Source organism: Streptomyces sp. NPDC002328 (genome assembly GCF_042890065.1).
Lineage (GTDB): Bacteria > Actinomycetota > Actinomycetes > Streptomycetales > Streptomycetaceae > Streptomyces.
This window is the reverse complement of the sequence record NZ_JBIARQ010000012.1, coordinates 79,520-101,890: the sequence shown is the minus strand read 5'-3', so window position 1 is coordinate 101,890 and position 22,371 is coordinate 79,520. Positions and strand designations below refer to the sequence as shown.

The 22,371-nt window shown below is 72.4% G+C and carries 22 protein-coding genes; 9 read left to right on the top strand and 13 right to left on the bottom strand.

Features of this window, described 5'->3' with window-relative positions:
• Window positions 1-2: 2 nt before the first annotated feature.
• The 3 genes from ACFYX4_RS27080 to ACFYX4_RS27070 are packed head-to-tail and all read right to left on the bottom strand — an operon-like array spanning window position 3 to window position 3,518.
• The gene (locus ACFYX4_RS27080) at window positions 3-419 is read right to left on the bottom strand and encodes an ankyrin repeat domain-containing protein (protein ID WP_389338613.1); all 417 of its coding nucleotides are present in this window, start codon (window positions 417-419) and stop codon (window positions 3-5) included.
• Between the two features lie 52 nt (window positions 420-471).
• A complete protein-coding gene (locus tag ACFYX4_RS27075; protein ID WP_389338610.1) occupies window positions 472-2,505 on the bottom strand; it encodes an aromatic amino acid lyase in 2,034 nt (677 codons plus the stop codon).
• Window positions 2,506-2,561: 56 nt separating this feature from the next.
• Window positions 2,562-3,518, bottom strand: coding sequence for an ABC transporter substrate-binding protein (locus ACFYX4_RS27070; protein WP_389338607.1), 957 nt, complete (start codon window positions 3,516-3,518; stop codon window positions 2,562-2,564).
• A gap of 266 nt (window positions 3,519-3,784) precedes the next feature.
• Here ACFYX4_RS27070 and ACFYX4_RS27065 point away from each other — a divergent pair, with 266 nt between their 5' ends.
• Genes ACFYX4_RS27065 through ACFYX4_RS27050 form a run of 4 tightly spaced genes read left to right on the top strand, consistent with a single transcriptional unit; the run spans window position 3,785 to window position 8,039 of the window.
• On the top strand, window positions 3,785-6,490 hold the full coding sequence (locus ACFYX4_RS27065; RefSeq protein ID WP_389338604.1) for an ATP-binding protein: 2,706 nt from the start codon (window positions 3,785-3,787) through the stop codon (window positions 6,488-6,490).
• Entirely contained in the window at window positions 6,487-6,963 is a 477-nt protein-coding gene (locus tag ACFYX4_RS27060; protein ID WP_389338601.1) for a roadblock/LC7 domain-containing protein, read from the top strand. The genes ACFYX4_RS27065 and ACFYX4_RS27060 overlap by 4 nt, the downstream gene beginning before the upstream one ends.
• Window positions 6,964-7,012: 49 nt before the next feature.
• The gene (locus ACFYX4_RS27055) at window positions 7,013-7,453 is read left to right on the top strand and encodes a DUF742 domain-containing protein (RefSeq protein ID WP_389338598.1); all 441 of its coding nucleotides are present in this window, start codon (window positions 7,013-7,015) and stop codon (window positions 7,451-7,453) included.
• Window positions 7,440-8,039: an ATP/GTP-binding protein gene (locus ACFYX4_RS27050; protein ID WP_389338595.1), complete on the top strand. Its 600-nt coding sequence runs from the start codon at window positions 7,440-7,442 to the stop codon at window positions 8,037-8,039. Before ACFYX4_RS27055 ends, ACFYX4_RS27050 begins: the two co-directional genes overlap by 14 nt.
• Window positions 8,040-8,067: 28 nt before the next feature.
• On the opposite strand, the gene ACFYX4_RS27045 is transcribed toward ACFYX4_RS27050, so the two are convergent.
• The gene (locus ACFYX4_RS27045; RefSeq protein WP_389338592.1) at window positions 8,068-9,009 is read right to left on the bottom strand and encodes an AraC family transcriptional regulator; all 942 of its coding nucleotides are present in this window, start codon (window positions 9,007-9,009) and stop codon (window positions 8,068-8,070) included.
• A gap of 195 nt (window positions 9,010-9,204) precedes the next feature.
• Here ACFYX4_RS27045 and ACFYX4_RS27040 point away from each other — a divergent pair, with 195 nt between their 5' ends.
• The gene (locus ACFYX4_RS27040; RefSeq protein ID WP_389338589.1) at window positions 9,205-9,636 is read left to right on the top strand and encodes a hypothetical protein; all 432 of its coding nucleotides are present in this window, start codon (window positions 9,205-9,207) and stop codon (window positions 9,634-9,636) included.
• Between the two features lie 67 nt (window positions 9,637-9,703).
• On the opposite strand, the gene ACFYX4_RS27035 is transcribed toward ACFYX4_RS27040, so the two are convergent.
• From ACFYX4_RS27035 to ACFYX4_RS27025, 3 genes are read right to left on the bottom strand one after another with little or no spacing between them, the layout of a single operon-like run.
• A complete protein-coding gene (locus ACFYX4_RS27035) occupies window positions 9,704-10,372 on the bottom strand; it encodes an ABC transporter permease (RefSeq protein ID WP_389338586.1) in 669 nt (222 codons plus the stop codon).
• Window positions 10,369-11,043: an ABC transporter permease gene (locus tag ACFYX4_RS27030; protein WP_389338583.1), complete on the bottom strand. Its 675-nt coding sequence runs from the start codon at window positions 11,041-11,043 to the stop codon at window positions 10,369-10,371. Before ACFYX4_RS27030 ends, ACFYX4_RS27035 begins: the two co-directional genes overlap by 4 nt.
• Window positions 11,040-12,326: an ABC transporter ATP-binding protein gene (locus tag ACFYX4_RS27025; RefSeq protein WP_389338580.1), complete on the bottom strand. Its 1,287-nt coding sequence runs from the start codon at window positions 12,324-12,326 to the stop codon at window positions 11,040-11,042. The genes ACFYX4_RS27030 and ACFYX4_RS27025 overlap by 4 nt, the downstream gene beginning before the upstream one ends.
• Window positions 12,327-12,610: 284 nt before the next feature.
• Between ACFYX4_RS27025 and ACFYX4_RS27020 the strand changes: the two genes are divergently transcribed.
• The gene (locus ACFYX4_RS27020; protein ID WP_389338577.1) at window positions 12,611-13,312 is read left to right on the top strand and encodes a hypothetical protein; all 702 of its coding nucleotides are present in this window, start codon (window positions 12,611-12,613) and stop codon (window positions 13,310-13,312) included.
• 140 nt (window positions 13,313-13,452) lie between these two features.
• Here the strand turns inward: ACFYX4_RS27020 and ACFYX4_RS27015 are convergent, their stop codons facing one another.
• From ACFYX4_RS27015 to ACFYX4_RS27005, 3 genes are read right to left on the bottom strand one after another with little or no spacing between them, the layout of a single operon-like run.
• Window positions 13,453-14,187, bottom strand: a complete 735-nt coding sequence (locus ACFYX4_RS27015) for an FAD:protein FMN transferase (protein ID WP_389339001.1) — start codon at window positions 14,185-14,187, stop codon at window positions 13,453-13,455.
• A gap of 7 nt (window positions 14,188-14,194) precedes the next feature.
• On the bottom strand, window positions 14,195-14,911 hold the full coding sequence (locus tag ACFYX4_RS27010) for an FMN-binding protein (protein WP_389338574.1): 717 nt from the start codon (window positions 14,909-14,911) through the stop codon (window positions 14,195-14,197).
• A 10-nt stretch (window positions 14,912-14,921) separates the two neighbouring features.
• Window positions 14,922-16,259 carry a ferric reductase-like transmembrane domain-containing protein gene (locus ACFYX4_RS27005; protein ID WP_389338570.1) on the bottom strand — a complete coding sequence of 446 codons (1,338 nt, stop codon included), beginning with the start codon at window positions 16,257-16,259 and terminating at the stop codon, window positions 14,922-14,924.
• A 154-nt stretch (window positions 16,260-16,413) separates the two neighbouring features.
• Between ACFYX4_RS27005 and ACFYX4_RS27000 the strand changes: the two genes are divergently transcribed.
• From ACFYX4_RS27000 to ACFYX4_RS26990, 3 genes are all read left to right on the top strand, one after another.
• Window positions 16,414-17,103 carry a response regulator transcription factor gene (locus ACFYX4_RS27000; protein WP_389338567.1) on the top strand — a complete coding sequence of 230 codons (690 nt, stop codon included), beginning with the start codon at window positions 16,414-16,416 and terminating at the stop codon, window positions 17,101-17,103.
• Window positions 17,100-18,557: a sensor histidine kinase gene (locus tag ACFYX4_RS26995; RefSeq protein WP_389338564.1), complete on the top strand. Its 1,458-nt coding sequence runs from the start codon at window positions 17,100-17,102 to the stop codon at window positions 18,555-18,557. Before ACFYX4_RS27000 ends, ACFYX4_RS26995 begins: the two co-directional genes overlap by 4 nt.
• Window positions 18,558-18,683: 126 nt before the next feature.
• The gene (locus ACFYX4_RS26990; RefSeq protein WP_389338561.1) at window positions 18,684-19,811 is read left to right on the top strand and encodes a YbhN family protein; all 1,128 of its coding nucleotides are present in this window, start codon (window positions 18,684-18,686) and stop codon (window positions 19,809-19,811) included.
• 85 nt (window positions 19,812-19,896) lie between these two features.
• On the opposite strand, the gene msrB is transcribed toward ACFYX4_RS26990, so the two are convergent.
• The 3 genes from msrB to ACFYX4_RS26975 all read right to left on the bottom strand — a co-directional run bounded on the left by msrB (window position 19,897) and on the right by ACFYX4_RS26975 (window position 22,318).
• Window positions 19,897-20,304: a peptide-methionine (R)-S-oxide reductase MsrB gene (gene msrB / locus ACFYX4_RS26985; RefSeq protein ID WP_389338558.1), complete on the bottom strand. Its 408-nt coding sequence runs from the start codon at window positions 20,302-20,304 to the stop codon at window positions 19,897-19,899.
• A 24-nt stretch (window positions 20,305-20,328) separates the two neighbouring features.
• On the bottom strand, window positions 20,329-21,720 hold the full coding sequence (gene murC, locus ACFYX4_RS26980) for a UDP-N-acetylmuramate--L-alanine ligase (RefSeq protein ID WP_389338555.1): 1,392 nt from the start codon (window positions 21,718-21,720) through the stop codon (window positions 20,329-20,331).
• Window positions 21,721-21,844: 124 nt separating this feature from the next.
• Window positions 21,845-22,318: an indole-3-glycerol phosphate synthase gene (locus ACFYX4_RS26975; protein WP_389338552.1), complete on the bottom strand. Its 474-nt coding sequence runs from the start codon at window positions 22,316-22,318 to the stop codon at window positions 21,845-21,847.
• Between the last annotated feature and the right edge of the window lie 53 nt (window positions 22,319-22,371).

Below are 22,371 nucleotides of genomic sequence, written 5' to 3'. Positions count from 1 at the left end.
CGTCAGCTCGCTCCTGCGGCGCGCAGAACGGCGATCGTCTCGGGGTACGGCCCTGTCGTCGCCCACTTCAGGGGGGTGTGGCCGGTGCCGTCGTCCTCGCGGAGGTTGGGATCGGCGCCGTGGTCGAGGAGGGCGCGGACGGTGTCGGTGTGGCCCCAGCAGGCGGCGGCGCACAGGGGGGTGCCCTCCGAGCCGAGGCCGCCGCTCTGCGCGTCGGGCGGGGCGCCGGCGGCGAGGAGGGCGCGGGCGGTGTCCGCTTCGCCCTGGACGGAGGCCGCGTAGAGCGGGGTGCGGCCGTCGGTGTCCGCCTTGGCCGGGTCGGCGCCGGTGCGGAGGAGCGCGTCGACGCTCCGGGTGTCGCCGGACGCCGCCGCTTCCACGAGGCGTCTGGTCAGCTTCTTCTGTCGCCGTCTGTTCACGGGCGCTGAGGGTAGTGCGGGGGCGCGTGGGGCCGCCTCTGGTTTTCGTAAGTCACAACTCGGCCAGTCTCGGCAGCAGTTCGGCAGCCGCCATCACGTCTCCGGTCAAGGGGCGGTCGTCCGTGCCGTCGGGCAGAGCGGCGTCCGCGACGCGGAAGACGGGGACGGCTGGAGGTACCGGGTGGTGAAGACGCAACGCCCGTACGGCGGCGACCAGTTCGCAGGCGAGGACGGTGACGTAGGCGTCCGTGGCGCGCAGGGCCTGCCGGGCGGCCTGGCCGGCGAAACTGGCGGCTTCCTCCAGACCGTGCGCGAGGACCGCGTGCCCCGCGGTCGCCGGTGTCGCGCATGAACGCAGTTCCGCCAGCGCCGAGTTGGCGGTGTACTCCAGGATCATCGTGCCCGAACTGCTCGCGGGCCCCGCCGCGAGGAACGCGGGCAGCCCGGTGAGACCGGGTTCGCCGAGCGCGGTCAGACGTGCGGTGGAGAGCTGCGCGGTCTGGAGCAGCGCGAGATTCGCCCCGTCGAGGGCGAGTCCCAGGGGCGCGGCGTAGAAACCGCCGTGATGGTAGGCGGCGTCCGCGTCGGCGAGCACGACGGGGTTCTCCGAGGGACAGTTGACCTCCACCTCGACGACGTGCCGCAGCCGATCAGCAGCGTCGAGAGCACCCCCGTGCACCTGCGGAAACACCCGAAACCCGAAGGGGTCCTGTATACGATGGCTGACGCGGGGGCCGGCGTGGGGGCCCAGGTCGGGCCGTCCGTCGGGCAGTTCGAGCAGGCGGCGTACCTCCGCGGCGGCGTGGGCCGCGCCGGGGTAGGGCCTCAGCGCGTGCACGGGTGCGGCGTACGCCTCCGCCGAGCCCGACACCGCGGCGAGCGACAACGCGGCCACCGCGTGGGTGGCCCGCAGCAACACGTCGAGCGCGTGCCCGCCGAGCGCGGCCTGCCCGAGCGCGAGCGCGTTGCTGCTGAGCAACGCGAGGGCATCACCGGGACGAAGGACGACGGGCGCGGGAAGCCGCGAGGCGGACACGCCGCGACCGAGGCCGCCGCCCGCTGCTCCGCCCCGCTCATCGGCCGGCCGGCTGTCCAACCAGTCGTAGAGCCCGGCGGTGGCGCGCCCGTCCAGAAGCCCGTCCGACCCGCCCCCCACCACCCCACCCGCACTCCGCCCGACCGGCCCACTGCCCAGCGGGCCGACCGAACCCCCACCCCGCGCGCCAACCGGCCCACTACCCTGCCCGCCTACCGACCCACCGCCCTGCCCGCCGACCACCCCGTCACCCCACCCGGCGACCGGCCCACTGCCCTGCGGGCCGACCGAACCCCCACCCCGCGCGCCTACCGACCCACCGCCCTGCCGGCCGACCGCCCCGTCACCCCACCCGGTGACCGGCCCAGCACCCCGCTCAGCGTCCGGCCCGCCGCCCCGCAGGGCAGCCCGCCCGCTGGTCGGCCCGTCGGCGAGGCCGGTTGCCCCGCCCCCCGGCGGACAGCCCCCGTCGCCGCCCCGTCCGTCCCGGCCGCCCCGCAGGGCCCCCCGTTCGTCCGTCCAGGGGCGTTCGCCGAGGAGGGTCAGGGCTGTTTGGGCCAGGGCTGTGAGGTCTGCTGTGCCTATGCCGCCGTACTCGTTGACGGCAGGGTGGACGCCCAGTTCGAGCGCCTCAGCGAGGGCGTCGATGAAGGACGGGTGGATGCCGGAGCCGCCGGCGAGGAGCTGGTTCGTGCGGACGGCGAGCATCGCGCGGACCTGCCGGGCGGGCAGCAACGCGCCGGCGCCGCCCGCGTGGCTGCGCAGCAGGCGCAGGCCGTGGGCGGCCTCGTCGTCCGCGTCGACCGTCACGGAGCGGTGGGCGCCGACGCCGGTGCCGCGGCCGTAGAGCCGGCCGGCGGCGGCCAGCCGCTGGGCGGTGTGCCAGGAGCGCACCGCCCGCTCGCGGGCCTCGGGGTCCACGGCGGGCACGGCCGCACCGTCGGCGAACGCGATCAACTCGCCGACGGTGAGGGCCGATCCGGTCAGCAGGATCCGGGCGGCCCCCGGGGCGCGAGGCACCGGGGCCGGGCCGGGGGCGGGCGTGTTCAAGGTGGTTCGGGTGCGTCGTGCGCGTGGCGCGCCGGCCGGTCCGTGGTGCGCCCGCGTCAGCCCAGGCCGGCCGACTTCAGCCAGGCCCTGGCGACGTCCAGCGGGTCCTTGCTCTGGAGCTGCACCTGGTAGTCCAGGTCGAGCAGCGTCTTGGTGTCGAGCTTGGCGGAGACCGCGTTGAGCGCGTCGACGCCCTCCTGCGGGAGCCCGCTCTTGTAGACCAGCGGGGTCACGTTGGCGAAGCCGAAGAGGTTCTGCGGGTCCTGGAGGACCACGAACTTCTCCTTGGTGATGGTCGGGTCCGTGGTGAAGATGTCCGCGGCCTGCACGGTGTTCTTCTTCAGTGCGGCCTGGGTCAGCGGCCCGCCGGCGTCGAGCGCCTTGAAGGACTTGAACTTCAGCCCGTAGACCGCCTCCAGGCCGACCATGCCCTGCTGCCGGGTCTGGAACTCGGGCGAACCGCCGAGGACCAGCTCCGGCGCGACGTTCTTGAGGTCGGCGAGGGTGGACTGCGCCGTGAGGTTGTACTTCTTCGCGGTCTCCTGGTTGACCGTGACGGAGTCCTTGTCCTCGGCCGGCGAGGACTCCAGCAGCGTCAGCTTGGAGTCGAGCTTGGCCTTCGCCGCGGCGTTGACCGCCTCCAGCGACTTCTGCTCCGCCTTCGGGTCGAGGTACGCCAGCAGCGAGCCGTTGTACTCGGGCAGCACGGTGATGGAACCGTTCTTGAGCAGGCCGTACGTGGTCTCGCGGCTGCCGATGTTGGGCTTGTAGGACACCTTGATGCCCTTGGCCTTGAGGGCCTCGCCGTAGATGTCGGCGAGGAGGATGCTCTCGGCGAAGTTGTTGGAGCCGACGACGACGGTGTTGCCGTCCGCCTTGCCCTCGGCGAGCGGGTCGGAGGTGTCGCCGGAGGAGGAACATCCCGCCAGCAGGGCCGTCGTCGCGGCGAGGGCGACGGCCGCCGCGCCGGGGTGGTGCCGGAGGGACCTGCTGCTGTGGGCGTTGGAAGTCACGGTTGCCGTTCCGGGCTCGGGGGATCGATGAGGTGGAACTGAAGCACGCTGCAACTGATCCAATCCATCCACTTCTCCATCAGTCAAGTGCCACCGGGTTACCGATCGGCTTCGATTCGTGGCCACTTGCGTACTCATAAGGAGGCGCTTCGTAATGGATTCTTGACTTAGGGCAACACACTCGACCGTACAGAGGCGCGATAGTGTCACCGGAGTTGACGTCGGTCACAACGGCGTACGCCTGCAAGACCCATGAAGGAGGCCTGGTGTCCACGAATCCGGTGGACGCGCCTGCCCGGCCGGCACCCAAGGTGACCTCGTCCGTCCGCCGGGGTCTGCGGGGCTTCGCAGACCGATGGCCCTTCCAGCGCAAGTTGAACGTCCTCGTCGGTGTTCCGATGACGGTGATCGCGCTGCTGCTGACGTACCTCATCGTCAACCTGATCGACGAGTCCGACCGCGCCGAGTCGGCGGCACAACTGGTCCGGGACAGCTCCCAGGTCGCCCAACTCGTCGCCGACGTACAGGCCGAGCACCAGCAGGCCGTCCTGCTCTCCGTGCGGCACGAGGCGGCGTTCGACGGCGGCACCCCCTCCACCAACGCCTACCGGCTCGCCCAACTCGCCGTCGACGCACAGGTGCAGAAGGTGCGCGAGACCTTCGGCGACCGGCTGCCGGCCACCGAGGCGCAGGCCCTCAAGGAGGTCGAGGGCCTCGGCGGACTGCGGGACACCATCGAGCAGGGCTACCTCCCCGCCGACAACATCGACCCGGCTTACACCGGCGCCGCCGACGGCCTCATCGACGGGCTCGGCCTGGACCGCAGCTCCGATCTCGCGACCACCTTCACCGGCAACCTGCTCGACTCGCTGCTGCGCGCCGACGCCGCGCACGGCGCCTTCGAGACCGGCGTCTTCTCCGCCCGCACCGGCGACAGCAACGCCCTCATCGAGTTCATGGGCGCGGTCGGCTCCGCCGAGTCGTACGCCTACCAGGCCGAGCGCTTCGCCCGGTTCGCCAATGAGGCGCAGACCGACGAGCTCGGCGGCATCGAGCACAACCCCTCGATGGCCGAGATCGGCCAGCACTACGCCGAACTGGCCGTCGACCCCAGCGCGTTGCAGGCCGGCTCCAAGGACGAGCTGCGCACGGCTTTCCGGCAGGCGCTCGACGCGTACCACCTCTACAGCGAGCAGGCCTCCACCCGGATCGCGATCACCGCCTCGCTCATCGACCAGATCGCCGACCGGGCCGACGACGCCTCCGTCAGCGCCCAGTGGCGCGCGGGCCTGCTGCTCAACCTGGCGCTGCTCGGCTTCGCGCTGTGGATCGCCCTGTCGGTCCTGGTGCGCCGCTCCGTGATCCGGCCGGTGCTGGCCCTGACGGGGGCCGCGCAGGAGGTCGCCGACGTCGCCGGGCGCGAGCTGGCCCGGGTGGCGGACGACGACGCGGAGGAGAGCGGGCCGCCGCGACTGCGCGAGCTGCCGGTCACCGCGGACGACGAGATCGGTGAACTCGCCGAAGCCTTCAACAACGTTCAGACCACCGCGGCGGCGCTGCTGGAGCGTCAGGTGCTCAGCCGGCGCAACGTCGCCGAGATGTTCGGCAACGTCGGCCGCCGCGTCAGCAACCTGACGACACGTCAACTCGCCCTGATCGACGCGGTGGAGCGCGGTGAGACCGATCCCGCGCTGCTCAAACGGCTCTACTCCATCGACCACATCGCGGTCCGTCTGCGCCGCAACGCCGACAGCCTGATGCTGCTGGCCGGCATCCGCGAGACCGTCCTCGACTCGGGTCCGAGCGCGCTGACCAACGTGGTGCGCGCCGCACTCGGCCAGATCGAGGGCTTCCAGCGGGTACGGCTGCACGCCGGGACCGAGGTCACGGTGGAGCCCGACGTCATCGGCGACCTCACGCTGATGATCGCCGAACTCGTGGAGAACGCCGTGTCGTTCTCGCCCGAGGGCAGCCCCGTCGAGGTGGCCGTCGACTCCCGTGACGACGGCGCGACGATCACCGTCGCCGACCACGGCCTGGGCATGAGCGCCGAGCGGCTCGCCGAGGAGAACGCGCGCCTGGTGCGCCGCGAACGCCTGGACGTCGTACCGACGAAGGTGCTCGGCCTGTTCGTGGTCGGTGCGTTGGCGCGCCGCTGGGACATCGCTGTCACCCTCTCCCGCACACCGGGCGGCGGTGTGACGGCGGAGGCGGTGATCCCGTCCACCCTGTTGCTGTCGCTGAGCGGGACGGGACTGCCGGGAACGGTCTCCGACACGACTTCGCGCGCCGAGCCATCGGCCGATACGCACGCCAAGCCTTCGTCCGACGCGACGCCGGAAGCGCTGCGCGCGCCGTCGGCTCCCGTGTCCGGCCCCTCCCGTTCGGTCTCCGTGCCGACCTGGGCCGTCGACGACGGCGAACCGGCTCCCCTCCCCCGCCGCGTCCCCCGCCGCGACCCGTCCCCGGCGGACGAGGCGGACCACGCCGACGACCGGCAGCCCACGTCAGCCGAGGCGGCCCTCGCCGAGGAGCCCCCGGTCCACGCCCGCACGGCCGCCCCCGGCCTCGACAGCGACGCCGGGGCGCACGACCGCGCGACGTCCCCTGCCGACGCCGCCGGTTCGCGCCCCCTCCGTCGCCGGGTCCGCGGGGCCACGCTGCGGACGACCGTCGACGCCGCCGCACAGCAGGCCGCGCGCGGCCCCGCCCGCACGGTGGACGCGGACGCGGTCCGCAGCGCGATGGAGGAGTTCGAGGCGGCCGTGGAACGCGCCCACCGGGACACCGGGGAGCACCCCCGACCCGCCGCCCCCGAAGCCCGCCGCGACGGGGAGAGACCGGACCACCGGTCCGGCGAACGAGCCGAAGACCGAACCGACGACCGGACCGACGACCGTCACGGTGACCCCACCGACCACCGGAACCCCACGCGTCACCAGAACCACCTTCCGGAAGGAGCCGAGCAGTGAGCACGTCGACAGGTGAGACTCCCCAGGGAGACGCCACGCCGACCGATCTGCGGGCCGCGGCAGCCGACTTCACCTGGCTGCTCAATCGATTCGCCACCGAGACCGCGGGGGTGGTGGACGCCATCGCGGTGTCCTCCGACGGCCTGCTGATCGCCGTGTCGGAGCTGCGCGAGCACGCCGACTCCGAGCGGCTGGCCGCGATCGTCTCCGGCATCACCAGCCTGGCCGCGGGCGCGTCCGGCAACTACGGCCTGGGCGGCCTGAACAAGGTCATCATCGATCTGGAGGGCGGCCATGTGCTGGTCTCCGCGATCGGCAGCGGCGCCGTGCTCGGCGTGGTCACCGACAAGGAGGCCAAGCTCGGCAACATCGCCTACGAGATGACCGTGTTCGCCAACCGCGCCGGCGCCGCGCTGAGCCCGCAGCTCGTCCTGGAGCTGAAGAACAGCGTCGGCGCCGTCAGGTCGCGCTGACCGGCCGCCACCACAGGTCCCGCCGGTCCAGAGAGGAAGCGAACCAGCGATGGCGGACGGCCGCACTCCGCGCGGCGCCGACGAGGACGGCGCCGCACCGGTCGGTCCCGCGTCCGCCGTCCGGCCCTTCCTGGTCACCGCGGGCCGGGTCGCCGGCGCGGGCGAGGCGTCGTCCGGGCGGACGATGCCCGTCGAGACCCAGCTGGTGGCCACCACCGGAGGGCTCGAGGCGCTCGACCGGCTCTCCTTCGAACAGCACGACATCGTCGCCGCCTGCCGGGTGCCGCAGTCGATCGCGGAGATCGCGGCCCGGCTGCGGCTGCACCTGAACGTGGTGCGGGTCCTCGCCGAGGACCTGCGCGCGGCGGGGCAGCTGTCGGTGCACGTGCCGGACGCCGGCGTCACCCACGACGCGTCCGTCCTGCGCAGGCTCATCGATGGCCTCCGTGCCATCCCCGACTCCCGGGGGGTACTCCGTGACTCCGACTGAACCACTCGTACGGCACACCGCCGACCAGGCCGCCGTACGGCCCCCGCTGCCGGTGAAACTGGTGATCGCGGGCGGCTTCGGCGTGGGCAAGACCACCGCCGTCGGCGCGATCTCCGAGATCGAGCCGCTGACCACCGAGGCGGCCATCACCGAGGTCGCCGCGGGTGTGGACGACCTCAGCCACACCCCGCGCAAGACCACGACCACGGTCGCGATGGACTTCGGCTGCATCACCATCGACCCGACCCTGAAGCTGTACCTGTTCGGCACGCCCGGGCAGGAGCGGTTCGGGTTCATGTGGGACGACATCGTGGAGGGCGCGGTCGGCGGACTCGTCATCGTCGACACCCGCCGCCTCGACGACTGCTACGCCGCCGTCGACTACTTCGAGCACCGACGGATCCCCTTCGCGGTGGCCGTCAACGCCTTCGACGGCCGGGTCGCGCACACGCTGGAGGAGGTCCGCTGGGCGCTCGACGTCTCCGAGGGCGTCCCGGTCCTGCTCTTCGACGCCCGTGAACGCGGCTCGGTCCGCGACGCGCTGCTGGTGGTGCTGGAACAGGCGCTGGCGCGCACGGAGGGGTGACGGGGCCCTCCTCGCGGGGCCGCCGGGCTCAGCTCTGCTGCGAGTCGTCGAGGCACTGCCGGCGGTAGCTGTGCGGGGTGACCCCGTACGCGGTGCGGAAGGCCCGGGTGAAGTTGGCCGGGTCGGGGTGGCCCCAGCGGGCGGCGATGACGTGGACGGGCTGGTGCCGGCAGCGGGGATCGGCCAGTTCGCGGCGGCAGCGTTCCAGGCGCCGGGCGCGGATCCAGTCCCGGACGGTGGTGTCCTCTTCCCGGAAGAGGCGGTGCAGGGTGCGCAGGGAGACATGGCACGCGACGGCGATCGCCGCCGGGCACAACTCCCGATCGCTCAGGGACCGTTCGATGTGGTCGTGGATCCGCGCCAGCAGCTCCCGCCGTCCGCCCGCCGGGGAACGCCGGCCGCTCGCCGGGGGTTCCGGCTCGGCGTCCGCGTCGAGGTGGTGGACGAGCAGGGCGGTGAGCAGGTCGATCAGGGTGCTGCCCAGCCGGGCGGCGTCCGCGGGCCGGTAGCCGGACGCGTCCCGGTCGACCTGGGTGAGGAACTGTCCCAGCAGCGCGCCGATTCCCTCGCCCGCCGGCATCCGTACGGCGGCCAGCCGGTCGACCTGGTCCTGGCGCAGCGGTATCAGCGCTCTCGGGACCTGGACGTGGATGGCGGCGACGGTGCCGTGAGCGGCCGGATCCGTGCCGTGGGCCGCGGGATCCGGGCCGTGGCAGGTGTGCGACGGATCGCAGAGCACGAGGTCGCTCCTGGTCACGGTGCTGTCCCGGCCGGCCCGGTCCCACAACGGGGAGTAGGTGTGGACGGACATCCGGACCGGGCCGAGGCTCGTCGTGCGGGTGCTCGCCCGGAAGCCGTCGGTGTGCGGAACCTGGGGGCCGTGCGGGTCGTGCGGGCCGGGCTCGTCGCCGGGCAGGGGTGGGCGGATCACGGTCTCCTGCCGGAAGGAGAAGCGTTCACGGGCAGGCATGTCACGTGGGTCCAGCGCCTGATGCATCGTCAACCCCCTTTTGTGGTCTGACTTTAAGACCACCGGAACCGACGCTCGCGTTGCCCGGCGCACGCTGACAACCGTCTGGCACTCCAGGACAATGACGGCCGCCGACGCCAGGTCGAAAATGTGCTCGCCCCTCTCCGGGGTCACTCCCCACACACCGGAGGCACCGTGCACCACAATGACGTTCCCCGTTCCCGGCTCAGAGCGCGACAGCGCTCCGCCGCCACGTTCGGCGCCCTCGCCCTGATGCTCGGCGGGGGCATCACCTTCGCGCCGTCGGCCGCGGCGAGCGGATGCAGTGTCGTCCCGCCCTGCGGCCGGGTGGTGAACCAGTCGGCCGTCCCGATCCAGGTGCAGATCACCTCCACCGACATCCGGAGCATCGCCAACCGCGGCATCGGCGGCTGGTCCGAGCGCATCGACGTGGACTTCTACCGGATCCCCGCGCGCTGTTCGGCGCGCGTGACCGCGAGCGGACCCGGCGACCACCCCTCGGGGCCGGTCACCCGGTCGGGCAGCCGCGAGGCGTGGTCGCCCTGGTACAAGCTGTCGTCGAGCCAGACGGTCAAGGTCGAGTCGATCAGCTGTAGTTCGCAGTGATCCGGCGCCGCCGCGCCGCGCCATGACAGGGCGGCGCGGCGGCGTACCAACGCGGCTGTGCGGCGGCCTAGTTGCTTCGGCGCACCCCGGGCGACACCGTCACGCGGGTCACCGCCCAGAACACCGCGAGGGTCGCGAGCGCCATCACGGCGGTCAGGGTGGCGCCGCCCACGACCTTCTCGTAGTTCCGCTGGTAGAGGCCATCGACGATGTAGCGGCCGAGGCCGCCGAGGCTGACGTACGCGGCGATGGTCGCCGTGGAGACGATCTGGATGGCGGCGGAGCGCAGACCGCCGAGGATCAGCGGGAGCGCGACCGGGAGTTCCACCCGGAAGAGGATTCCGCCCTCCCGCATGCCCATGCCCCGGGCGGCGTCGACCGGGGACGGGTCCACGGAGCGCACGGCCTCGTACGTCGTGACCAGGATCGGCGGGACGGCGAGGACGACCAGCGGGATCATCACCGGCAGCATGCCGAAGCCGAGCAGCATGGTCATCAGCACCAGCAGGCCGAAGGTGGGCAGGGCCCGCCCCGCGGTGGCGACCATGGACAGGACGTTCCCGCCGCGCCCGTAGTGGCCGGTGACCAGGCCGATCGGCAGTCCGATGGCGGCGGCCAGGGCGAGCGCTTGCAGGGTGTACTCGACGTGCTCCCCGAGGCGGGTGGGGATGCCGTCGTAGCCCTGCCAGTGGGCGCCGTCGCTGAAGAAGGCGCTGACGAAGTTGAGGACGTTCACCGGGCCGCGACCGCCTTCCGGGCCGTGCGCGTGCCGCTCGGCATCCAGGGGGTCAGCAGCACGCGCACGAGGACCAGCAGGGCGTCGGCGAGGATCGCGAGGGCGGCCATGGTGAGGACGGCGTTCCAGGCGAGTTCGGGCCGGTTGTAGATGGTGGCGTCGTGCAGCAGGTTGCCGAGCGCGCCCTGGTTGCCGATGAGGGTGCCGACGCTGACGAGGCTGATGCTCGACACGGTCGCCACCCGCAGCCCGGCGATGATCGCGGGCACGGCGATCGGCAACTGCACCTGGAGGTAACGGCGTATGGGGCCGAAGCCCATGGCGGTCGCGGCGGCGAGCGTCTCCTGCGGCACCGAGCGCACCCCGTCCACGATCGCGGGCACGAGGACCACCAGGGTGTAGACGGTCAGCGGAATCATCACGGTCAGCTCGGTCTGGCCGGTGTAGTCGATGAGGACGACGAAGAAGGCCAGCGAGGGGATCGCGTACAGCACGGTCGTCACCCACAGCACCGGCGGGTACAACCAGCGCAGTCGCACGCAGAGTTGGGCGAGCGGGAGCGCGAACAGCAGGCCGGCCAGGACGGGGAGCAGGGCCTCGCGCAGATGCAGCCCGATGAGACCGAGCCAGCTGTGCTGGAGGTCGCTGGGGATGTCGAAGAACCCGCTCATCGAACGGCCTTCGGGGATTTCGGGGACTTGGAGGACTTGGAGGGGGGCTCGGAGGAGCCGGCGGACTTGGAGGAGCTGAGGGACTTGGAGGAGCCGGCGGAGTCGGAGGACTCGGCGTCTTCCGGGTCCCGCACGCTGTCCGCCCCCGCGGCCCCCGCGGCCCCCGCGGTCTTGCCGGCGCCCTCTGCGTGGGCGCCGCGGATCGCCTCGCCGATGGCCTGCTGGGAGACGACCCCGGCGGCCCGGCCCTCGGCGTCCACGGCGACGGCCCAGCCGGTGGGCGAGAGCACGGCGCAGTCCAGGGCGGCCCGCAGCGACTCCGTCCCGGCGACGAACGGCCGTCCGCAGGAGAGCAGTCGAGCGGGGTCGATCGGGCCGGCGGTCAGCTCGTCCGGCTCGCCCCAGCCGAGGGGCTTGCCCGCGACGTCGGTGACGAGGAGGTAGGGAGCCCCGGCGTCGGCGCGGGCCGCGATCTTCTCGGCGCTCGCGTCGATCGCGACGATCGGCGCGGTGAGCAGGTCGAGTCCGGCGGAGGAGAAGAAGGACAGCCGGCGGACGCCGCGGTCGGCCCCGAGGAAGTCCTCGACGAACGCGTCGGCCGGGTGGGACAACAGCTCGGCGGGCGGCGCGAACTGGGCGAGCCGGCCGCCGGTGCGCAGCACGGCGACCATCGTGCCGATCTTCACGGCCTCGTCGATGTCGTGCGTGACGAAGACGATGGTCTTCCCCAACTCCGCCTGGAGCCGCAGCAGTTCGTCCTGGAGGCCCTTGCGGACGACGGGGTCGACGGCGGAGAACGGCTCGTCCATCAGCAGGACCGGCGGATCGGCGGCCAACGCCCGTGCCACGCCCACGCGTTGCTGCTGCCCGCCGGAGAGCTGGTACGGGTACCGCTTGGCGAGCGAGGCGTCGAGGCCGACGCGCTCCATCAACTCCCGTGCGCGCGTGCGGGACTTGTCCTTGCTCCAGCCGAGCAGCCGCGGCACGGTGGCGATGTTGTCGACGATGGTGCGGTGCTGGAAGAGACCGGCGTTCTGGATGACGTAGCCCATGGACCGGCGCAGGGTGTTGACCGGCTGCTGCTGGATGTCCTTGCCGTCCAGGAGGATGGAACCCTCGCTGGGGTCGATCATCCGGTTGATCATGCGCAGGGTCGTCGTCTTGCCGCAGCCCGAGGGGCCGACCAGGACGGTGATCGAGCGGTCCGGTATGTCGAGGGAGAGCCGGTCGACCGCCACTGTGCCGTCCGGGTACCGCTTCGTGACTGAATCTATCCGTATCAAAACGCCGAATACCCTTCGGGTCTGACAGTCTCCGCCCGCTCTCGACCACAAGAGGCCGGGCCGTTGCGTAAAGAGTCTAGACCTCTCATGTTGCGGGGGTTTTGACGGGCGGCGGCCCCTGTCATCTGCGTTCTCCTGTGTCCTCCTGTGTTCTCCCGTGTTTCTCCCATGGCCGCCCGCCGTCTTCTGTGGCCTTCCTGTGAGTCGGCTGATTCTCACTCTTCCCTCAGACCCGGCTCCGCCCGGCGGCCAGGTGGGGCTGGGTCCTCCCGGCCGCGGTCGCGGTGAGCGCGGTGTGGTCGGTGGTCCTGCTCCAGCGGGTCTCCGGCTCCGGGACGGCGTACACGGTCGCGCAGGTGGTCGCGGGAGTGGCCGGCGCGGCGGCGGTGATCGGGCTGCTGCTCGGCCGGTTCGCGCGGCGACGCCGGCTGATGGGCATCGCGGCGCTGACGGCGATCGTCGCCCTGCTGGCCGGCCCGACCGCGTACGCCGCCTCGGCGGCGACCTCGACCCCCAACGGCACCAACCCGACGGCGGGCCCGAGCACCGGCGGGGGCGGCATGGGCCGTGGCAGCGGCGGCGGAACGGGCGGAGGCCCCAAGGAAGGCGGCACCCAGCGCCCGACCGGCACCGCACCCACGGGCGGCGACACCCAGGTCTCGTCCGAGATGATCACGTATCTGAAGAAGAACCAGGACGGCGCCACCTGGCTGGTAGCGGTGGCCACCGACCAGACCGCGGCGTCGATCATCCTGGAGTCGGGCGAACCCGTGATCTCCATGGGCGGCTGGTCCGGCACGGACGACGCGATGACGTTGACCAAGCTGAAGAGCCTGGTCAAGTCAGGCAAGCTCCACTACATAGTGATCACCGACAGCAGCCGAGCCGGCTCGAACACCGAAACAGCAACCTGGGTAAAGTCAAACGCCACCGCGATAACCACCTACACAGGCCTCTACCGCCTCAACGCCTCCGACGTCACGTGAGCCCTGGGGGCTCCGCCCCCACACCCCCGGCCTATGCCCACCCACCACCCGACTCGGTAAGTCAAGCGGAACACCCATGGGTGCAGGGCGCCTCTTGTCCGAGCGAGTCGGGTGGTGGGTGGGCATAGGCCCTGCTCCGCCTACGGCGCCGGCGTCCCCGCCGAAGGGAACCCCGTGCTTCGCAGGACCCCCGTCCCGTCGTCCACCACGAACACCTCGCACCCCGGCACGCCTGCCGCCCACTCGACCCCCGCGGCACCCATCGCGAACGCCCCCGTGGCCACCGCGTCCGCTTCTGTCAGGGTCGGGGCCGTGACGGTCACGCTCAGGAGGCCCGTCGCCGCCTCGCCCGTTCGGCCGTCGAGGATGTGGTCGCCGCGTTCGTAGCGCGCCGACGTCGCCACCGCCCCGTCGGTCAGCTCCAGCACCGTGCAGAGCCGGTCCGCGAATTCGGGGTGCCGTACGCCCACCCGCCACGGGCCGCCCGCCGCGACCACGTCGCCCCCGGCGTTGAGGCAGTAGCGGCGCGCGCCGGCCGCCGACAGCAGGTCCGCCGCCCGCTGCACGGACCAGCCCTTGACGATCCCGCAGGGGTCGAAGCCCCGTCCGGACAGCCACGCGTCGAACGCGCCGCCGGTCGCGGCCCGGTAGTGCTCGCAGAGGCCGAGCACCTCCCTCAGGTCCGCGCTCAGCTCGGACTCCGGCAGTTCGCCCCGGCCGTACCGGGACACCTCGCTGCCGGACTTGAAGGGGCTGAACCGCTCGTCGACCTTCCGCAGCCACGCGAACACGGCGTCCCCGACCTCGCCCGGGACGCCGTCGTCGTCCACCCGCAGCGAGACGGGGAAGCCCATGACGTGTTCGACGCGGTGCAGCGGCACGTCAGGCGGCCTTGGCGTCGATGGCGGCCTGGAGCGACTCCTTGTAGCCGTCGCTCGTGATCGTCGCCCCCGACACCGTGTCCACGTCCGCGCTCTGCGCCTGAAGCGTCTCCGCGATCAGCTTCGGCACCGCCGCCGTCGTCTGCGGATGGTCCGGCTGCTTCAGCATCCTGACGGCCGTGATCTTGTCGCCCTCGAAGGTGACCTCGACCTGCACGTCCCCCTTGTCGGTGGCGACGGTGGTCCCGGCCACGACCTGGGACGCCGCGGCGGAGGCCGAAGCGGAGGGAGACGCCGACGCCGCCGCCGTCTGCGCGTCGATCGCCGCCTGGAGCGACTCCCGGTAGCCGTCGCTCGTGATCGTCGCCCCCGACACCGTGTCCACGTCCGCGCTCTGCGCCTGAAGCGTCTCCGCGATCAGCTTCGGCACCGCCGCCGTCGTCTGCGGATGGTCCGGCTGCTTCAGCATCCTGACGGCCGTGATCTTGTCGCCCTCGAAGGTGACCTCGACCTGCACGTCCCCCTTGTCGGTGCTGACGACCGTGCCCTTGACGACGACGGACGACCCGGACGAGGAGGAGGAAGACCCCGTGGAGGACGTCGGCGTGGACGCCGGCGAGGCGACCTCGCCGGCCGACGTCCCCGTGGACGGCTCGTAGCGCCAGACCGGGATGAGACCCGCGATGCTCAGGACCAGGACAGGCAGTGCTCGCTTCACGATCTCTCTCTCATCCCGCCAGGCTGAAACGCTCGAAGTGGATCTGCGTGCGGGGCACGTCCAGCTCGCGCAGACTGCCCAGCACCGCGTTCATCATCGGGGGCGGCCCGCACAGGAACACGTCCCGCTCGGCGATGTCCGGCACCAGCCGGACCAGCTCGCCCGCGGCCAGCCGGTCGGGGACGGGCGGCCCGGTGACCAGGTGCAGCTCGGCGCCCTTGGCCTGGGCGAGCTCGCGCAGCTCGTCGTAGAGGACCGCGTCCCGGTCGGCGCCGACGCGGTAGATGACGACGGCGTGCCCGTGCAGCTCCTCCAGCAGCGCCCGGATCGGCGTGACGCCGACGCCGCCGGCGACGAGGACGGCCTCGGGACGGGTGCGGTGCATCGCGGTGAACGCGCCGTAGGGGCCCTCGGCGAAGACGCGCGTGCCGGGCTTGACGTGGCGCAGCCCGGCGGAGCCGTCGCCCGCGGCCTTGGCGGTCAGCCGCAGGGTGCGGCCGTCGGGCGCGGCCGACAGCGAGAACGGGTTGGCCTGCCACCAGCGGTCCTTGGTGAGGAACCGCCACAGGAAGAACTGGCCCGCGCGGGCCGGCATCCGGTCCAGGTCGCGGCCGGTGATGTAGACGGAGACGACGTTGTCCGACTCGGGGACGACCGCCTCGACGCGCAGCTGGTGCCGCCAGTTCCGCCACAGCGGCAGCACGAGCCGGCCGACGAACACCGAGCCGAGGGCGACGCCCCACACGCCGTACCAGTACGCCGTCGCGGCGGACGACGTCGCGAAGGTGGTGCCGACGGCGACCTGGTGGGTGAAGGCGAGCACCACCGCGACGTAGGTGTACAGGTGGATGAAGTGCCAGGTCTCATAGGCCAGTCGGCGGCGGGCCCAGCGGGCGGAGGCGCCGCCGACGACCAGGATCAGCGCCAGGGCGACGACCGCGCGGAAGACGCCCTCGACGGTCTCGGCCAGGTCCACGAGCTGGCTGACCGGGTCCATCGACGAGGACCGGGCGTAGCCGAAGGTGATGAACACCACGTGCCCGACCAGCGTCCACAGCAGACCGAAGCCGGTCCAGCGGTGCCAGTTGGTCAGCCGGTCCATGCCGATGCGGCGGTCGAGCCAGGGCAGCCGGGCGACCAGCAGCAGCTGGAACGCCATCAGCAGCGCGGCGTACAGGCCGGTGAACCGGCCCAGCACGACCAGCGCGTTGGAGGCGAAGCCCGCCTGGACGGCGAACAGGGTCACGACGGCCGCGTTGGCGGCCAGCACGGTGTACAGGCCGGTGCGGGCCACTGCTCTGGGCCGTATCGCCGTGGGGGTTACGGAAGGCGATTGGACGGTCGTCACGGACGGAAACTCCTCGATCGGGTCCTCAGGACACAGAGCTTGTCCGGCCGGAGCTGTCGATTACCTGTCGTACAACTTTCAAGTGCGTATCGATCTGCGCACGGGTGCGGGACCGGGGTCCGGTGGGGCCGGGTCCGTGACGCAGTATGAACGAGTGGAAAAAGTGCGACTCCTCGTGGTGGACGACGACCCGCCCATCGCCGACCTCGTGGCGACGGTCGCCCGGTACGAGGGCTGGGACGCGGTCACCGCGAACACGGGCGAGGAGGCGCTGCGCCGCGCCACCGAGTTCCGCCCCGACATCGTGGTGCTCGACCTGATGCTGCCGGACGTCGACGGCTTCGGCGTCCTGGACCGTCTGCGCAGGTCCGGAACCATGGTGCCGGTGGTGTTCCTGACCGCGCGCGACGGAGTCGCCGATCGGGTCGCGGGACTGACCCGTGGGGGTGACGACTACCTGGTGAAGCCGTTCGCGGTGGAGGAGCTGATGGCCCGGCTGCGCACCGTGCTGCGGCGCAGCGCCGGCCCCGCCTTCCAGCGGTCGGTCCTGCGGGTGGGGGACCTGACGATGGACGAGGACACGCGTGAGGTGCGGCGCGACGAGAGCCTGCTGACGCTGACACCGACGGAGTACGAGGTGCTGCGCTATCTGATGCGCAAGTCGCCGACCGTGCTGACCAAGGCGCAGATCCTCGACCATGTGTGGGAGTACGGCTTCGGGGGCCGCTCCAACGTCGTCGAGCTGGTGGTGAGCCGGCTGCGGCGCAAGCTCGACGCGACGGGCGTGCCGCTGATCCACACCGTGCGCGGCTTCGGGTACGTCATCCGGCAGGCGGCGGAGTGATCCGCCGGATCTGGGGGGCGTACCGCAGGCTGCGGCTCGGCACCCGGCTGGCGCTGGGCCTGGGCGCGCTGGCCCTGGTGGTGTTCGCCATCGTCGGCACGGCGTTGACGACGTACATGCGCGACTACCTGTCGGCGCAGCTCAACGACCAGCTGAAGCTCGCCCAGGTCGCCCAGTCCAAGAGCATCCTGGACTCCGGCTCGCTCACCGGGAAGAAGTACTACCGCTGGTACTACGCCGTGTACGACGTGTCGGACGGCGCGCCCGTGCTGCGCAGGCCCGAGGACGCAGGCGACATGCCCGAGGACCCCGACAGCGTCGACGACCTCACCGCGCTGGCCAGGGCGCAGACCGTCACCGGCGCCGAGGTCCTGCGCACGGAGCACCTCAAGGGCGAGGGCCTGTACCGGCTGCGCGCCTGCGAGGTGGAGCCGGGCGTGGTCCTGGTCAGCGGCGCGCCGATGGACGCCATCGAGGGCACCGTGCGGCACCTGATCACGGTGCAGGTCGTCACCTTCGGACTCGCGCTGCTGGCCCTCGTGGTGTTCGGCCGGGCGCTGCTGCGGCGCGGTCTGAAGCCGCTGAGCGACATGGCGCACACCGCGCACGGCATCGCCTCGCACGATCTGACGGAGTCGGCGTCCCGGCTGCACCTGCGCGCGGACGCGCCGGGCGGCGGCCCGGAGGTGGAGGAGCTGCGCACCGCGTTCAACACGATGCTGGAGCACATCGACGACTCCCTCGCGGTCCGCGCCCGCGCCGAGCAGCGCCTGCGCCGCTTCGTCGCGGACGCCTCGCACGAGCTGCGCACGCCGCTGATGTCGGTGCGCGGGTACGCGGACCTCTTCCAGTACGCGGCGGCCAACGAGCCCGAGGAGCGGGACCGGCATCTGGCCCGGCTGCGCGCCGAGGCCGCGCGGATGGGCGTCCTCCTCGACGATCTGCTGCTGCTCGCCCGGCTGGACGCGGCGGAGGTGGAGACGCCGCTGCGGATGGAGGACGCCGACCTCGTCGCCCTGGTCGAGCAGGCCGCCGACGCGTTCCGCGCGAGCCACCCCGGGCATCCGCTGACGGTCCGGCCCGGCCCGGCGTCGGTGCGGCTGCGGCTGGACCCGCACCGGATCCGCCAGGTGCTGGACAACCTGCTCACCAACGCGGCCGTGCACACCCCGGCCGGCACGCCGGTGTCCGTCGCGGTGTCGCTGACGCCGGGTGCGGCGCTGGTGCGGATCGCCGACAAGGGGCCCGGCATCCCGTCCGGCGACCGGGCGCGGGTCTTCGACCGCTTCTACCGCGTCGACAAGGCCCGCAGCCGCGACCGCGGCGGCAGCGGCCTCGGTCTGGCGGTGGCCCGGTCCCTGGTCGACGCCCACGGCGGCTCCCTCACCCTGGCCGACGCACCGGCCCCGACGGTCTTCACCCTCACGCTGCCGACGGCGCATACGCCGGCGTAGGGGCATGACCCGGGACAACGCGGGAAGGGGATGACATGGGCACGGGATGAAGCGTGAGGGACGCGGGCAGACATCTCACAGCCCGCCGGAGGGGAAGCCCTCGCCCCCGAAAGGACGCCGTGCGCCGTGTCCCCGCTGCCGCTCGACGGTCCCGCCGCCCCGCTCCCCCGCGCGGCAGACCGCCCCCTGACGACCGCCCCGCCCCAGCCCCAGTCCCAACCCCTGTCCTCGTCCTCAGCCCCTGCTCCGCCCCTGTCTCTTTCCCCGCTCCCGCCTCCGCGGCGGCGGAAGCCCGGCGCACCTGTCGCCGCCGGTCCCTCGGCCTCCCCCGCCGTCCGCCGGGTCCTGACCCTGTTGCCGCTGCTGATGCTCGGCGTCTGGGCCGCCCTCGACTGGCGCTCCCTGCGCGACGGCACCGCCCGCCTCGCCGCCGCCGACCCCTGGTGGCTGCTGGCCGGGTGCGTCTTCACCTGCCTGGGCTGGGTCGCCGCCGCCTGCGCCCGCCAGGGCGCGATCCCCGAACGGCTGCCCAAGGGCCTGCTGCTCGCCTCGCAGATCGCCGCGGGCGCCGCGAACCACCTGCTGCCCGCGAGCATCGGCGCCCACGCGGTCACCGTCCGCTTCCTCCAGCGCCAGGGCGTCCCGCTGTCCCGCGCCACGGCGTCCATCGCCCTGTACTCGCTGGTCAGGGCGGTGGCGAAGACCCCGCTGCTGGTGTTCCTGCTGCTGGCGGTGCCGGCCGCCGCGCCCCCGGTCTCCCTCCTGCCGGAGGGGCGGACGCTGCTGCTGGCCGCCGCGGTCCTGGTGCTCGTCCCCGCCGCGGCCACGGCACTCGTCGCCCTGGTGCGTCCCCTGCGCCGCCCCGTCGTGGACTTCTTCCGCACGGCGCTCACCGACGCCCGCCGACTGCACGCCCGGCCCGCGCGCTTCCTGCCCCTGTGGTGCGGGGCGATGGCGGCCCCGCTGCTCCAGGCCTGCGTGGTCGCCTCGGTCGGCACGGCGCTGGGCGTCCCGCTGTCCTGGCCCCAGCTGCTGTTCGCGTTCCTCGCCGCGAGCACCGCGGCCGGCGCGGTCCCGGCGCCGGGCGGCATCGGGCCCGTAGACGCGGCGCTGCTCCTCACCCTGGCCGGCTACGGCGCGCCGCTCCACCTCGCCACAGCCACCGTGATCGGCTATCGCGTCCTGACGATCTGGCTGCCCCTGCTGCCGGGGATGCTGGTGCTCTCGGCGATGGTGCAGCGCGAGGCGCTCTGAACGGCCGGCGCGGCCCGGCCCGGATCACCGGGCCGGGCCGCGTCGCGTCGCGCCGCCAGAACCAGAGCTCAGCTCTCCGCCGGAGTCAGCTCTCCGCCGGAGCCAGCCGCAGCGACACGCTGTTGATGCAGTACCGCTGGTCCGTCGGGGTGGGATAGCCCTCGCCCTCGAAGACATGGCCGAGGTGCGAGCCGCAGCGCGCACAGCGCACCTCGGTGCGCACCATGCCGTGCGAGCGGTCCGCGATCAGCTCCACCGCGTCGGTGTCCTTCGGGTCGAAGAAGGACGGCCAGCCGCAGTGCGAGTCGAACTTGGCGTCGGAGGTGAACAGTTCGGCGCCGCAGGCCCGGCAGGAGTACACGCCCCGCGTCTTGGTGTCGGTGTACTCACCGGTGAAGGCGGGCTCGGTGGCCGCCTGGCGCAGCACGGCGTACTCGGCCGGGTTCAGCTCCGCCCGCCACTGCTCGTCGGGCTTTTCGACGTCGTACGACATGAAGGCCAACCCCTCTGTTTCTCTCTACCGCTGTGCGAGACGGTCCAGGATCCTCGGGCCCAGGTCGGTCACGTCTCCCGCGCCCATGGTGAGAACGAGATCACCGGGCTTGGCCATTCCCGCGACGAGGGTCGGCGCCTCGTCCTTGTCGTGGACGGGCGTCACGTCCGCGCCCGCCGCACGGCCCGCGGCGATGATCAGCTCGCTGGTCACACCCGGGATCGGGTCCTCACGGGCCGGGTAGATGTCGAGCACCAGCGAGGTGTCGGCCAGGGTCAGCGCCTCGCCCATCTCCTTGCCGAGCTCCTGCGTCCGCGAGAACAGGTGGGGCTGGTAGACGACGAGGATGCGGCCGTCGCCGGCCGCGCCGCGCATGGCCTCCAGGTCGGCGGTCATCTCCGTCGGGTGGTGCGCGTAGGAGTCCACGACCTGGACGCCCGCCGTCTCGCCCTTGAGCTGGAGGCGGCGCTTGACTCCGGTGTACGCGCCGAGCGCCGTCGCCAGCGCGGTGGCCGGGACGCCCACGGCGACACCCGCCGCGAGCGCGGCGACCGCGTTGTGCGCGTAGTGGCGGCCGGGCACGGAGACCGTGAAGGTGAGCTCCTGGCCGTCCAGGGCGACGACCACGCGGCTCTTCAGGCCCTGGGCCGTCACGGACAGGATCCGCACGTCGGCGTCGTCGGACTCGCCGTACGTCACCACCCGCAGGCCGCCCTCGATCCGCCGGGTCAGCTCCCGCGCGCCCTCGTGGTCGGCGGAGATCACCAGCGTGCCGCCGGGCACGACCTTGCGGACGAAGGTCTCGAAGGACTCGTAGATCTCGTCCATCGAGGCGTAGTTGGCGTGGTGGTCCAGCTCCACGTTGAGGACGATCGCGACCTCGGGCGCGTAGGTGTGGAAGCTGCGGTCGGACTCGTCGGCCTCGGCGACGAAGATCTCGCCCTCGCCGTGCTCCGCGTTGGAGCCGGGGACGTCGAGGTCGCCGCCGATCGCGTACGAGGGGTGCAGGGCCAGCTCGGTCAGGGAGACCGCCAGCATGGACGTGGTGGTGGTCTTGCCGTGGGTGCCGGCGACCGCGATCGGGCGCAGTCCGTCCATCAGGCGGGCAAGAGCATCCGAACGGTGGACGACCGGGATGCCCAGCTCCGCCGCACGGGTGAGCTCCGGGTTGTCCGCGCGGATCGCCGACGACACCACGACGCAGCTCGCGTCGTCGGCCAGGTGCTGGGCCGCGTGCCCGATGTGCACGGTCACGCCGAGCGCACGCAGCGCCTCGGCGGTCGCCGTCTCCTTGGCGTCGCTGCCCGCCACCTGGGCCCCACGCTGAGCGAGGATCTTGGCGATCCCCGACATCCCGGCGCCGCCGATGCCGATGAAGTGCGGTCGGTCCATGGCGGTAGGAAGGCCAGGTGCCATGCGCGTTCTCCCAAGTTCCGTACGACAGTGAACGCGCCCCCGGACAGGAGCGCGCCCCCAGACTATTGCGTACGGAAGGGACGCGCCGCGCAAGGTGCGCCCGACAGCGCCGCCCCGCCGTCGGCTACGCCTTGCTGTGGGAGAACAGCTTCAGGACCGGTACGCCCACCTTGTGACGGGCCCGGGAGGCCCAGTCGCGGTGGAAGAACTCCTCCACGTAGTGGGGGTCCGTCAGCACGATCACCTCGTCCGCGCCCACCTCGACGACGAGGGTCTTGAGCGCGTCCAGCGGGTGGTCCTCCACCAGCCGTCCCACGGCCTCGCTCCCGGCCACGCGCAGTGCCTGGAGGGACACGTCCAGGGCCCGTTCCCCGAACCCCTTCGCCTCGTCGCCCTCCGGGGTCTCCCCCTCCCGCGCGGCCTCGTCCAGTTCGCCGAGCGCCACGTCGTCGATGGCGCGCAGCAGACGGTCGGCCTGGTCGCCGCGGGGCTGGAGCAGCACGTAGAAGGAGACCTGCTCGTCGCCGTGCAAGGTGGTGACGAACTCCACGTCGGCGGACGTCAGGGCCTTCTCGATCATCAAAACGCTTGTGAACACCAGCGCCCCATTCTCTTCGAGGGCCCCCGTGGCCCTCAGTCCTCCGTGGACCG